Consider the following 12,715-nt stretch of genomic DNA (forward strand, 5'->3'; position numbering starts at 1 on the left):
CGACGTCCGGGTGGACGTCGCCTTCACGGACTCCACCATCGACCTGCAGGGCCTGCGGCCGGGCTTCCGGACCGAGCTGCCGCGCCTCGAGGCGGCGTGCGGCGTGCGCTTCGCACGGGTCAACCAGGTCCACGGCGACGAGGTCCTCGTGGCCCACGATCCGGGTCCGCCGCCCCTGGGGGACGTGCCCTCGGCCGACGCGCTGGTGACCACCACCCGCGGTCTCGGGCTGATGGTCCGGATCGCCGACTGCGTGCCGGTGCTGCTCGCCGACCCCGCCCGCGGCGTGGTGGGCGCGGTCCACGCCGGCCGTGCCGGCGTGTTCCTCGGCATCGTGGGACGTGCCGTCGAGCGGATGCGCGCGGAGGGCGCCGACGAGCTCGTCGCCTGGGTCGGACCGCACGTATGCGGCTCCTGCTACGAGGTGCCGGAGCCGATGCGCGCCGAGGTGGCGACGCGGGTCCCGGAGACGTACGCCCACACCCGGTGGGGGACGCCGTCCCTCGACCTCGGTGCCGGGGTGCGGGCCCAGCTCGACGTCCTCGGCGTCGAGGTCACGGAGGTCGGTCGGTGCACGCTCGAGGACGCCACGTTGCACTCCCACCGCCGCGACGGGGCCGCCGCGGGGCGGATGGCCGGCCTGGTGTGGACCTCATGAGCCGCCGCGCGGAGCTCGCCGCCAACCTCGCGACGGTGCGGCGCCGGATCGAGGGCGCCTGCGCTGAGGCGGGGCGCGACCCCGCCGGGGTGCGCCTGGTGGTCGTGACCAAGTTCTTCCCCGCCTCCGACGTACGGCTCCTCGCCGAACTCGGGGTCACCGACGTGGGGGAGAACCGCCACCAGGAGGCCCGGGACAAGGCCGCCGAGTGCGCGGACCTGCCCCTGGACTGGCACTTCATCGGCGGGCTGCAGAGCAACAAGGCCGCGGCCGTCGCGGCCTACTCCCACGTCGTCGAGTCCGTCGACCGGGTCAAGCTCGTCGCGCCCCTGGCCAAGGGGGCGCACGAGCGCGCCCGGCCGCTGGACGTGCTGCTGCAGGTCAGCCTCGACCCCCCGGGTCGTGAGGGCCGGTCCGGCGCCGCGCCGGGCGATCTCGACGCGATCGCGCAGGCGGTCGAGCAGGCGCCCTCGCTGCGGCTGCGCGGCCTGATGGCGGTCGCGCCGCTCGGGGAGGACCCGGGCGCCGCGTTCGGCCGGCTGGCCGGCATCAGGCAGGACTTCCTCGCCGGACACCCCGGGGCTGACTGGCTCTCGGCGGGGATGAGCGGGGACCTCGAGGAGGGAGTGCGGGCCGGTGCGACACACGTGCGTGTCGGTAGCGCGATCCTCGGATCGAGGCCCCGTGTCAAGTAGGGTCGAAACCACCAGGGAGCACCCGGGACACCGGGGGTTCGTGATCACCGGAAGGCAACATTCATGAGCGGCGCGATGCGCAAGATCGGCGAGTACCTCGGCCTGCTCGAGGACACCGGCCGGTACGACGAGTACGACGGTGAGTACGAGACCCAGGACGTGCCGGCCGTGGCCCCCGCGCGTGCGCCCAAGGTCCGCGAGCCCCGCCCTGCCCCCGTGTCCGACCTCGCCGAGCGGCGCCGCCCCGCGCCCGGGCCCACCGGAGTGGTAGCCGAATTGTCCAAGATCACGACCCTGCACCCGCGCACCTACAACGAAGCGCGCACCGTCGGCGAGAACTTCCGCGACGGCACCCCGGTGATCATGAACCTCTCGGAGATGGACGACAACGACGCCAAGCGTCTCGTCGACTTCGCTGCCGGCCTGGTCTTTGCCACCCGTGGCACCATCGAGCGGGTGACCAACAAGGTCTTCCTGCTCTCGCCCCCGAATGTCACGGTCGCCGCCGAGGACAAGCAGCGGATCGCCGAGGGCGGCTTCTTCAACCAGAGCTAGGACGCCCCCCACGTGCACGTTGCCGGACAGGTCATCGAGGGCCTGCTGTGGTTCTTCATCGCGCTGCTGTGGATCCGCTTCGTCGTGGACTGGGTGCAGGTCTTCGCCCGCTCCTGGACCCCGCGCGGACCGCTGCTGGTGCTGCTCGAGGTGGTCTACTCGATCACCGATCCGCCGATCCGCGCGCTGCGCAGGGTGATCCCGCCGCTGCGCCTGGGCAGCATCGCGCTGGACCTGAGCTTCCTGATCGTGATGATCAGTGCCTATGTGTTGTTGCGCATCAACCGCGGGATCTTCTTCTGATCACGCAAGCGCTATTGTTCGACCGGACAGTTCTACTTACTGCGATCAATGAATGGGTGAGGTCATGCCGCTGACGCCTGAGGACGTGAGCAACAAGCGCTTTACTCCCGTCCGGCTCCGCGAGGGCTACGACATGGGGGAGGTCGACCAGTTCCTCGATGAGGTGGAGGCCGAGCTGGCGCGGCTCACGAAGGAGAACGACGACCTGCGGTCGAAGTTGTCCTCGGTGCAGGCAGGCGGGGCCGCCCAGGCGCCCACGCCGGCCCCGGCTCCCGTGAAGCCGCCGGAGCCGAAGGTCGAGGAGGCTCCGAAGGTCGAGAAGGCCCCCGAGCCCGCCGTCGTCTCGTCCTCGGTCGAGACCATCCGCGTCGAGACCGTGCCCCAGGCGTCCAACGCGGCCGCCCGCCTGCTCGAGATCGCGACCCGCAACGCCGACGAGCTCGTCGAAGAGGCCAAGAACGACGCCGACCGCATCGTCGGCGAGGCGCGGACCAAGGCCGAGCGGCTCGAGTCCGAGTCGAAGGGCAAGGCCGACCGGCTCGAGGCCGACGCGCGCACCCGCGCCCAGATGCTCGACTCCGAGACCGCCGAGCGTCGCCAGCAGATGTTCGGCGACCTGGAGAAGGAGCGCGACAAGCTCAACGCGGAGGTCGAGAACCTCCGCTCGTTCGAGCGCGAGTACCGCTCCCGCCTCAAGAGCTACTTCACCCAGCAGCTCGAGGCGCTGAACTCCGGCGAGACCGCGGCGCCGTCCGACGAGCAGCCCGCCCCGAAGCGGCTGCGCTCGATCCTCGGTGAGGACGACGGCTGAGTCGTCCCCGCGGGGCCTCGGGGCCCCTGATCGCCCACCACGGCCGGCCCTTCGGGGCCGGCCGTGCGGCGTTTCGCGGTGTGCCTTCTTTGTGACGGCCCGTTCCAGCGGCTACCCTCCGTCCACACTGTGGCTTCCGCCACGTGTGTCCCGGCCCGAGGGAGGCTGAGTTCGATGGCTCGCAGCACCCGCAAGTCGCTTGCCGGTCAGGCAGCCTCGGCCGCCCGCAAGGTGATCGGCAGGCGTTCGTCGACGGCCACTGCCACCAAGACGCCACCGAAGAAGACAGCCTCTGCGGCCACGAAGGCCGCGCCGGCGAAGAAGGCAGCGCCCGCCGCCAAGAAGGCCGCGCCGGCGAAGAAGGCAGCGCCGGTCAAGAAGGCCGCACCCGCCGCCAAGAAGGCGGCGCCGGTCAAGAAGGCAGCGCCTGCGAAGAAGGCAGCACCCGTCGCGAAGAAGGCCGCGCCGGCGAAGAAGGCAGCACCCGCCGCCAAGAAGGCAGCACCTGCCACGCAGAAGGCGGTGCCCGCCAAGAAGGCGGCACCGGCGAAGGCCGTGGCGACCAAGTCAGCGCCGGCGAAGAAGGCGGCGAACAAGACCGTGGCCCACAAGGCCGCGCCCGCGAAGAAGGCGGCACCCGTGGCGAAGAAGGCAGCGCCTGTGAAGAAGGCAGCACCGGCGAAGGCCGTGGCGACCAAGTCAGCGCCGGCGAAGAAGGCGGCCGCGAAGGCGACACCGGCCAGGAAGACCGCGCCCGCGAAGAAGGCGCCGGTCAGTGCCCTGGTGGTCAAGGAGGACGAGGAGGCCTGGACCAAGGCCGAGCTGGCCGAGGTCCTCACCGAGCTCCACGAGCAACAGGCCCACAGCTCCGACATCGTGACCAAGCAGGAGAGCGAGCTCTCCGGGCTGATGCGCGACGCCGGTGACGGGGCCGGGCACGACCAGGCCGACCTGGGCGCGACGAGCTTCGAGCGCGACCACGAGCTCACCGTGCTCAACAACGAGCGCGACAAGCTCGCCCAGATCGAGCGGGCGCTGGCCCGCATCGACGACGGCACGTACGGCGTGTGCGAGTCCTGCGGCAACCCCATCGGCAAGATGCGGCTCATGGCGTTCCCCCGTGCCACACTGTGCATGACATGCAAGCAGCGCGAGGAACGTCGCTGAGCGACGAAACTGTCCCCGGTCCCACCCGATCCACGAGCTCCCGGCGAGCACGGCTGACCGTGCTCTTCGCCGTGGTGGCGGTGGCGGCGTACGTCGTCGACCTCACCACCAAGCTGCTCGCGGTGGCGCGGCTGACCGACCGCCCCGACGTGAAGGTGGTGGGTGACCTCCTGGTCCTCCACCTGACCCGCAACCCGGGCGCGGCGTTCAGCACGGGCACGGAGTACACCGTGGCCCTCAGCTGCGTGGCCATGGTGGCGGTGCTGGTCGTCGTCTACCTGAGCCGTCGGGTGGGCAGCGTCCTGTGGGCGGTCGCGCTCGGGCTGCTGCTCGCGGGGGTCGCCGGCAACCTCACCGACCGGATCTTCCGCGAGCCCGGGCCGCTGCGTGGCCACGTCATCGACTTCGTGATGCTGCCGCACTGGCCGGTGTTCAACGTCGCCGACATGTGCATCAACGTCGCCGCGGCGCTGATCCTCGTGCAGGCCTTCCGCGGGATCCGGATCAACGGTCAGCCCACCTCCGACCGGGAGGCGAAGTCCCGGTGACCGCCGCTTCCGACCACCGGGTGCTGCCCGTGCCGGAGGGCCTCGCCGGGGAACGGGTGGACGCCGCCCTCGCGCGCCTCTTCGGCCTGTCCCGCACGCGGGCCGCCGAGCTGATCGCCTCGGGCCACGTCCTCGTCGACGGTGCCGGCGTCGGCAAGAGCGACCGGGTCGTCCCCGGCTCGATGCTCGACGTGACCATCCCGGCGACCGTGGACCCGCTCGCCGTGGTCCCCGAGATCGTCGAGGGCATCAAGATCATCCACGACGACGACTCCATCGTCGTGATCGACAAGCCGGTCGGCGTGGCCGTCCACCCGTCGCCGGGCTGGTCGGGGCAGACCGTCGTCGGGCACCTCGCCGCGGCCGGGTTCCGGATCGCCACCAGCGGGGCCTCCGAGCGCCAGGGCATCGTCCAGCGCCTCGACGTCGGCACGTCCGGCGTGATGGTGATCTGCAAGTCCGAGCACGCCTACTCGCTGCTCAAGAACGCCTTCCGCAACCGGACCGTCGAGAAGACCTACCACGCGCTCGTGCAGGGCCACCCGGACCCGTTCGAGGGCACCATCGACGCCCCGATCGGGCGGCACCCCCGCGCGGACTACAAGTTCGCGGTGATGGCTGACGGCCGGCACAGCGTGACCCACTACGAGACCCTCGAGGCGCACCGCTTCGCGAGCCTGCTCCAGATCCACCTCGAGACCGGCCGCACCCACCAGATCCGCGTGCACATGGCCGCGCTGAAGCACCCGTGCGTCGGCGACCTCACCTACGGCGCCGACCCGGTCCTGGCCCGCCGGGTGGGGCTGGAGCGGCAATGGCTGCACGCCGTCCGCCTCGGCTTCGAGCACCCCGACACCGGCGAGCACGTCGAGTACGAGTCGTCGTACCCCGACGACCTCGCCCACGCGCTCGAGGTCATCCGTGACGCCCACTGACGGCGTCGCGCACCCAGGGACCGGCGGCGCCCCGCCCGAGCCGGCGGTGACCGACCTCTCGGTGCGGCGCGCCGAGCCGGCGGACGCCGTGGCGGTCGCCGACCTCTACACGCGGGCCCGGGTCGCCGCCGTGCCGATGATGCCGCCCGCCGTGCACACGGGGGAGGAGGACCGCGCCTGGTTCGCCGGCCAGCTGGCGCGTCCCGACCTCGAGTGCTGGGTGGCCGAGCGCTCCGGCGAGCTGCTGGGCTACGCGCTGCTCACGCCGGTGTGGCTCGACCACCTGTTCATCCGTCACGACGCGACCGGCCAGGGTGTCGGCACCGTGCTGCTGGACCTGGTGAAGTCGCTGCGCCCCGACGGGTTCTCGCTGTGGGTCTTCGAGTCGAACAGCGGTGCCCGGCGGTTCTACGCCCGGCACGGCCTGGTCGAGCTCGAGAGGACCGACGGGTCGGGCAACGAGGAGCGCGCTCCCGACGTCCGGATGGCCTGGCCAGGGACCGATCCCGACGGCTTCTTCCGGCTCCAGCTGGCCGACGTCGACGACCAGCTGGCCGCCCTGCGCGACCGCCGCGAGGCGCTGCTGGCGGCCCAGCGGGCCTGCTCGACGCTGCCCGGGCGCTGAGCGCGGGCTGTCGGTGCGCCCTGCCATGCTGGGGCGCACGGTTCGCGTAGGCTGGCCCTCTTCCCCGAGCTCGAGCCAGGCCACCGGCCGTGGCCGATGCTGCACGCCCGCACACGTCTGACCCCGAGGAGCGCCCGCGACGATGGCGACAGGTTCCCAGGACTCCTTCGTCCACCTCCACGTCCACACCGAGTACTCCATGCTCGACGGTGCGGCGAGGCTCGGGGCGCTGACCGAGCGCGCGGCGGAGCTGGGGATGCCGGCCGTGGCGATGACCGACCACGGCAACGTCTTCGGGGCCTACGAGTTCTACAAGAAGGCCAAGGCGGCGGGCGTCAAGCCGATCATCGGCATCGAGGCCTACTTCGCGCCCAACATCTCCCGCTTCGAGAAGCGGGGCGTGAACTTCTACGACGGCGGCCCCGACGACGTGTCCGCCCGCGGTGCCTACACCCACATGACCCTGCTCTCGGAGTCGACCGAGGGCATGCACAACCTGTTCCGGCTCTCCACCGGGGCCTGGCGCGACGGCTTCTTCAAGCACCCGCGCATGGACCGCGAGCTGCTCGCCCAGCACGGCAAGGGCATCATCGGCACCACCGGCTGCCCGTCCGGCGAGGTGCAGGTGCACCTGCGCTACGGCAACTACGACGCGGCCCGCAAGGCCGCCGGCGACTTCCAGGACATCCTCGGCCGGGAGAACTACTTCCTCGAGCTGATGGACCACGGGCTCTCCATCGAGAACCGCGTCCGCGACGGGCTGCTGCGGCTGGCCAAGGACCTCCAGATCCCGCTGCTGGCCACCAACGACTCCCACTACGTCAACCGCGAGGACGCCCCGTCCCAGGAGCACCTGCTCTGCATCAACTCGGGCAGCACCATGGACATCCCGGCCGGCGACGGCCCGGGCCAGCGGTTCGCGTTCTCGGGTGACGGCTACTACATCAAGTCCGCGGCCGAGATGCGCGAGCTGTGGCGCGACTTCCCCGAGGCCTGCGACAACACCCTGCTCGTCGCCGAGCGCTGCGACGTGCAGTTCTCCGAGGCGATCGGCAAGTACATGCCGAAGTTCCCCTGCCCGCCGGGGGAGAACGAGGACTCGTGGCTGGTCAAGGAGGTCGAGAAGGGTCTCCACCACCGCTACCCGGGCGGCATCCCCGAGAAGGTCCGCAAGCAGGCCGAGTTCGAGATCGGCGTCATCACCCAGATGGGCTTCCCCGGCTACTTCCTCGTGGTCGCCGACTTCATCAACTGGGCCAAGGACAACGGCATCCGCGTGGGCCCGGGGCGTGGCTCCGGCGCGGGCTCGATGGTCGCCTACGCCATGCGGATCACCGACCTCGACCCGCTCGAGCACGGCCTGATCTTCGAGCGCTTCCTCAACCCCGACCGCGTCTCGATGCCCGACTTCGACATCGACTTCGACGAGCGCCGGCGCGGCGAGGTCATCAAGTACGTCACCGAGAAGTACGGCGACGACCGGGTCTCCTACATCGTCACCTACGGCACCATCAAGGCCAAGCAGGCCGTCAAGGACTCCTCGCGCATCCTGGGCTACCCGTTCGCGATGGGGGACCGGATCACCAAGGCGATGCCGGCCGCGGTGATGGGCAAGGACGTCCCGTTGCAGGACATCTTCGACCCGCAGCACAAGCGGTACGGCGAGGGCGGGGAGTTCCGCACCCTCTACGACGGCGACAAGGACGTCCAGCGCGTCGTCGACACCGCCATCGGGATCGAGGGCCTCAAGCGTCAGTGGGGCGTGCACGCCGCCGGCGTCATCATGTCCAGCGAGCCGCTGCTCGACATCATCCCCATGCTCAAGCGGCCCGCCGACGGCGCGATGATCACGCAGTTCGACTACCCGACCTGCGAGACGCTCGGCCTGATCAAGATGGACTTCCTGGGGCTGCGCAACCTCACGGTCCTCGACGACGCGGTCAAGAACATCAAGGCCAACCGCGGCGAGGACGTCGTGCTCGAGGAGCTGCCGCTCACCGACGAGGCGACGTACAAGCTCCTCCAGCGCGGTGACACCCTCGGCGTCTTCCAGCTCGACGGTGGCCCGATGCGCGCCCTGCTGCGCTCGATGCGGCCCGACACCTTCGAGGACATCTCCGCGGTCGGTGCGCTCTACCGACCGGGTCCGATGGGTGCGGACTCCCACAACAAGTACGCCCGCCGCAAGACCGGTCGCGAGCCGGTCGAGGCGATCCACCCGGAGCTGGCCGAGCCGCTCGAGGACGTGCTCGGTGAGACCTACGGGTTGATCGTCTACCAGGAGCAGGTCATGGCGATCGCCCAGAAGCTCGCGGGCTACTCGCTGGGACAGGCCGACATCCTCCGGCGTGCCATGGGCAAGAAGAAGAAGGAGGAGCTGGACAAGCAGTTCGCCGGCTTCTCCGCGGGCATGAAGGAGCGCGGCTACTCCGACGCCGCCATCAAGACGCTGTGGGACATCCTGCTGCCGTTCTCCGACTACGCGTTCAACAAGGCACACTCCGCGGCGTACGGCCTGGTGTCCTACTGGACGGCCTACCTCAAGGCCAACTACCCGGCCGAGTACATGGCCGCGCTGCTGACGTCGACCAAGGACGACAAGGACAAGTCGGCGATCTACCTCAACGAGTGCCGGCGGATGAAGATCCAGGTGCTCCCGCCCGACGTCAACGAGTCGGCGGCCAACTTCACCCCGGTCGGCAACGACATCCGCTTCGGCCTGACGGCGGTCCGCAACGTCGGCTCGAACGTCGTCGACAAGATCGTCGAGGCGCGTGAGGCCAAGGGGCGCTACGAGGACTTCAACGACTTCATGGAGAAGGTGCCGCTGCTCGTCTGCAACAAGCGCCTGATCGACTCCCTGGCCCGGGCCGGGGCCTTCGACGACATGAAGCACAAGCGGCGCGCCATCGTGGCCATCCACGAGGAGGCCGTCGACCGCTACGTCGACTCCAAGAAGAACACCGACACCGGCCAGGACTCGATGTTCGACATGCTGGACGCCGCCGACGTGGGCTCCGCGGGCAACGCGGTCGAGGTGCCCGACCACATGGACGAGTGGGACAAGATGACGCTGCTCAGCCACGAGCGCGACATGCTCGGGCTCTACGTCTCCGACCACCCGCTGCTCGGCCTCGAGCACGTCCTGTCCAACGGCACCGACTGCACCATCGGCCAGCTGATGCTCGACGAGGAGCGCGCCGACGGCTCGCCGATCACGATCAGCGGGCTGGTCACCTCGGTGCAGCGCAAGATCACCAAGCGCGGCGACGCCTGGGGCATGGTCACCCTGGAGGACCTCGACGGCGCCATCGACGTGCTGCTCTTCCCGAGCGCCTGGCAGCTGGCGGGCCACATGGTGGCCGAGGACGCGATCATCACGGTCAAGGGCCGGCTGTCGCGGAGCAAGGACCAGCCCGAGATCATGGGCCAGGAGGTCTCGCTCCCCGACCTGACCGAGGGCCCCTCCGGACCGGTGGTGATCAGCCTGCCCTCGACCCGCTGCACCGCCCCGGTGGTGGAGCAGCTGCGCGACGTGCTCGGCACCCACCCCGGCATGACCGAGGTCCAGCTGAGGCTGCTCAACCGGAACGCGACTACGCTGATGAGGCTCGACGATCGACTCCGCGTCACGCCGAGCCCCGCCCTGTTCGCCGACCTCAAGCAGCTCCTGGGACCTGGATGTCTGACCAGCTGACCGCGCCTCCGGCGCGCTCCTCGCGTGCCGACCGGGCGCGCTCGACGTGGTCCTTCCTCGCGCCGTACGCCGTGCAGGCGGTCCTCGTGATGGCGATCCTGGCCGCGGTCGGGGCCCTCGCGGGCGTCGTGTGGGAGTGGTGGTGGAGCCCGCCGGTCGGCGTGGTGGTGCACCACCACTGGCTGCAGGACGAGGAGGCGCTGCGCGGCTCGTTCGACGCCACCGGGACCTACGTCGTCGTGGCGGCCGTGGCCGGGCTGCTGGCCGGTGCCGTCGTCGCCCTGCTGCTGGACCGCTCCGAGCTGGTGACCCTGGTCGCGGTGCTGGCGGGGTCGCTGCTGGGTGGCTGGCTGATGTACCGCGTGGGCGTCGCGCTGGGCCCCGCCGACCCGCGTCCGCTCGCGGAGACGGCCGCCGACGGCACCCGCCTGCCCGCCCGGCTGGTCGTGTCCGGGCTGAGCCCCCGACGGGTGTTCCCCGGGGCCGCGCTCCTGGGGGTCCTCGTCGTCTTCCTCGGCTTCTCCCGCAGGCGCGCGGTTCGCGACTGACCGGGGCCTGCGGCAGGTAGGCTCAGCGCTCGACGACACGACGGCGCCAGGGCCGTCGGCAGCATCAGGGGGTTCACGTGTCCAGCACCTTCCCGCCCGGCGGCCCGCAGGGGCCTGAATACCTCGAGCAGGGCGGTGGCCGGCTCCCGTCCGACCCCTCGGCCAAGTCCCGCAACGGCCGACGCGGTGCCGTGGTCGCCAGCGGGGCGATCGCCGGGCTGCTGCTCGTCGGTGGCGGCATCTGGGCGGCGACGTGGTACTTCGGCGCCGGCGCCCAGCCCGCCCAGGCCCTCCCCGACTCCACCCTCGGCTACGTCTCGATCGACCTCGACCCCACCGGGGCCCAGAAGATCGAGGCCGTGAAGATGCTGAACAAGTTCCCGGCGATCAAGGAGCAGCTCGGCGTCAGCACCGACGACGACCTGCGCGAGCGGCTCTTCGACGAGATCCAGAAGAGCGGCGGTTGCGAGGACCTCGACTACGGCGACGACATCAAGCCCTGGCTCGGTGACCGCGCTGCCGTGGCGGCCATCGACACCGGGGAGGACACCCCGGCGCCGGTGTTCGTGCTCCAGGTCAAGGACGAGGACAAGGCTGACGCCGGCCTGACGAAGATCCGTGACTGCGCGGCCGGCGAGGGTGGCGACACCAGTGGCGGCTGGGCGATCGACGGCGACTGGGCCGTCATCGCCGAGACCGACGACATCGCCCAGCAGGTGGCCGACGACGCCGCGGACGCTCCGCTGGCCGAGGACGACGTCTACCAGAACTGGACCGACGAGGTCGGCGACGCCGGCATCATCAACATGTACGCCGCGCCCGGCGCCGGCGACTACCTCGCCGAGAACTTCGCCGACCTGGGCGGCATGTTCGGCGGCTCGGGCTACTCGGCGACGTGCGAGGCGGTGCCCGAGGGCTCGACCGACTCCTTCTGCGACGACACGGGCATGGACTCCTCGACCGACACGCTCGTCCCCAGCGAGATGACCGACGCGCTCAAGGACTTCAAGGGGATGGCCGCGACCATCCGCTTCGACGACGGCGCCCTCGAGCTCGAGGTGGCCGGCGACCCGGGCGTGACCCAGAAGCAGCTGTACGCCAGCGACGCGGGCGCCGACGTCGTCTCGACGCTGCCAGAGGACACCGCCGCTGCGATCGGTGTGGGCTTCGAGGACGGGTGGTTCGCCGATGCGATGGACCAGATGTCGTCGTACTACAACGGCGAGATGAGCGCCGAGGAGATGCTCAGCCAGATGGAGGACGAGTCCGGCCTCGACCTGCCCGACGACGCCGAGACCCTCGCCGGGGACGCGATGTCGCTCTCGATCGGCAGTGACTTCGACCCTGAGACGTTCTTCAACTCCGGCGACGGCAGCGGCATCCCGGTGGCCGCCAAGATCAAGGGCGACGCCGACGGCATCGAGGGGGTCCTCGACAAGGTGCGCGGCCAGATGGGTGAGGAGGCCGACCTGTTCGGCTCCGACGCCGACGGCGACATGGTCGCGATCGGCCCCGACTCCGACTACCGGTCGCAGGTGCTGGAGGACGGCAACCTGGGCGACTCCGACGTCTTCAAGAACGTGGTCCGTGAGGCCGACCAGGCGAGCTTCCTGATGTTCGTGAACTTCGACGCCGGCGACTGGCTGGTCAACCTGGCCGGCGGCGACCAGGAGGCGACCGACAACCTCGAGCCGCTCGAGGGCCTCGGGATGAGCGCCTGGCAGGAGGACGACGCCGCGCACGGGGTGCTCCGCCTGACCACGAACTGACCCACGCACCCCGGACGGGGCGGCGACCCACCCGGGTCGCCGCCCCGTCCTGAGTCCGGGCTCCGTCCAGCATCCACGCCCATGGCCGCGGGCTTGCGGGTCGTGGGTGGTTGCGGTCCTGAGCAGCTGGGGGGAGAGGTACGCCGGGGCGCGGGGCCGCTTCCCGGCCTTCCGGTCCGCGGTGGCTGGCGCCGGCCGAAGGTGGCTCTGGCGTCCGAAAGTTTTACCTTCGATCTTCTCCGGATGGGCCAGGAAGCGTCCACAGGCAGGGACGGATGTCGGTGCCTTCTGAGACCATGGACACATGTTCGAAACAGACGCCAACTGGGACCCGATCGAGGTCGAGGACCTCGACGCGGACGGCGTGCTCGAGCTCCTCGAGATCCGCCGGCAGGGCGCCCGTG

The 12,715-nt window shown here is 70.6% G+C and carries 12 protein-coding genes; all 12 read left to right on the plus strand.

What is annotated here, in order from left to right; translation table 11 throughout:
• Nucleotides 1–10 precede the first annotated feature (10 nt).
• The 12 genes from ACFO9I_RS22870 (at nt 11) to ACFO9I_RS22925 (ending at nt 12,311) form a co-directional block, all read left to right on the plus strand.
• Nucleotides 11–658 carry a polyphenol oxidase family protein gene (locus ACFO9I_RS22870; protein ID WP_379185181.1) on the plus strand — a complete coding sequence of 216 codons (648 nt, stop codon included), beginning with the start codon at nt 11–13 and terminating at the stop codon, nt 656–658.
• Nucleotides 655–1,353 (plus strand): YggS family pyridoxal phosphate-dependent enzyme, encoded by a 699-nt coding sequence (locus tag ACFO9I_RS22875; protein WP_379185183.1) that lies wholly within the window; start codon nt 655–657, stop codon nt 1,351–1,353. Before ACFO9I_RS22870 ends, ACFO9I_RS22875 begins: the two co-directional genes overlap by 4 nt.
• Nucleotides 1,354–1,416: 63 nt before the next feature.
• Nucleotides 1,417–1,908, plus strand: a complete 492-nt coding sequence (locus tag ACFO9I_RS22880; protein ID WP_379185185.1) for a cell division protein SepF — start codon at nt 1,417–1,419, stop codon at nt 1,906–1,908.
• Nucleotides 1,909–1,920: 12 nt separating this feature from the next.
• Entirely contained in the window at nt 1,921–2,211 is a 291-nt protein-coding gene (locus tag ACFO9I_RS22885; RefSeq protein WP_379185187.1) for a YggT family protein, read from the plus strand.
• A gap of 64 nt (nt 2,212–2,275) precedes the next feature.
• Entirely contained in the window at nt 2,276–3,022 is a 747-nt protein-coding gene (locus ACFO9I_RS22890; RefSeq protein ID WP_379185189.1) for a DivIVA domain-containing protein, read from the plus strand.
• Between the two features lie 174 nt (nt 3,023–3,196).
• A complete protein-coding gene (locus tag ACFO9I_RS22895; RefSeq protein ID WP_379185190.1) occupies nt 3,197–4,189 on the plus strand; it encodes a TraR/DksA family transcriptional regulator in 993 nt (330 codons plus the stop codon).
• A 59-nt stretch (nt 4,190–4,248) separates the two neighbouring features.
• Nucleotides 4,249–4,737 (plus strand): signal peptidase II, encoded by a 489-nt coding sequence (gene lspA / locus ACFO9I_RS22900; RefSeq protein WP_379185192.1) that lies wholly within the window; start codon nt 4,249–4,251, stop codon nt 4,735–4,737.
• Nucleotides 4,734–5,672, plus strand: a complete 939-nt coding sequence (locus ACFO9I_RS22905; RefSeq protein WP_379185194.1) for an RluA family pseudouridine synthase — start codon at nt 4,734–4,736, stop codon at nt 5,670–5,672. The genes lspA and ACFO9I_RS22905 overlap by 4 nt, the downstream gene beginning before the upstream one ends.
• Complete coding sequence (locus ACFO9I_RS22910) at nt 5,659–6,297, plus strand: GNAT family N-acetyltransferase (RefSeq protein WP_379185196.1); 639 nt, start codon at nt 5,659–5,661, stop codon at nt 6,295–6,297. The genes ACFO9I_RS22905 and ACFO9I_RS22910 overlap by 14 nt, the downstream gene beginning before the upstream one ends.
• A 142-nt stretch (nt 6,298–6,439) precedes the next feature.
• Nucleotides 6,440–9,994 (plus strand): DNA polymerase III subunit alpha, encoded by a 3,555-nt coding sequence (dnaE, locus tag ACFO9I_RS22915; protein WP_379185198.1) that lies wholly within the window; start codon nt 6,440–6,442, stop codon nt 9,992–9,994.
• On the plus strand, nt 9,979–10,542 hold the full coding sequence (locus ACFO9I_RS22920) for a hypothetical protein (protein WP_379185200.1): 564 nt from the start codon (nt 9,979–9,981) through the stop codon (nt 10,540–10,542). The genes dnaE and ACFO9I_RS22920 overlap by 16 nt, the downstream gene beginning before the upstream one ends.
• A gap of 77 nt (nt 10,543–10,619) precedes the next feature.
• The gene (locus tag ACFO9I_RS22925; RefSeq protein ID WP_379185202.1) at nt 10,620–12,311 is read left to right on the plus strand and encodes a DUF3352 domain-containing protein; all 1,692 of its coding nucleotides are present in this window, start codon (nt 10,620–10,622) and stop codon (nt 12,309–12,311) included.
• The last annotated feature ends 404 nt before the right edge of the window (nt 12,312–12,715 follow it).

It is taken from the genome of Nocardioides sp. GCM10023255 (assembly GCF_042653125.1).
GTDB lineage: Bacteria > Actinomycetota > Actinomycetes > Propionibacteriales > Nocardioidaceae > Nocardioides.

Bases quoted from the DNA above. Each gene is read 5' to 3' on its own strand.
- ACFO9I_RS22875 (WP_379185183.1), top strand. From the start codon at position 655: ATGAGCCGCCGCGCGGAGCTCGCCGCCAACCTCGCGACGGTGCGGCGC.
- ACFO9I_RS22880 (WP_379185185.1), top strand. From the start codon at position 1,417: ATGAGCGGCGCGATGCGCAAGATCGGCGAGTACCTCGGCCTGCTCGAG.
- ACFO9I_RS22890 (WP_379185189.1), top strand. From the start codon at position 2,276: ATGCCGCTGACGCCTGAGGACGTGAGCAACAAGCGCTTTACTCCCGTC.
- ACFO9I_RS22895 (WP_379185190.1), top strand. From the start codon at position 3,197: ATGGCTCGCAGCACCCGCAAGTCGCTTGCCGGTCAGGCAGCCTCGGCC.
- dnaE (WP_379185198.1), top strand. From the start codon at position 6,440: ATGGCGACAGGTTCCCAGGACTCCTTCGTCCACCTCCACGTCCACACC.
- ACFO9I_RS22920 (WP_379185200.1), top strand. From the start codon at position 9,979: ATGTCTGACCAGCTGACCGCGCCTCCGGCGCGCTCCTCGCGTGCCGAC.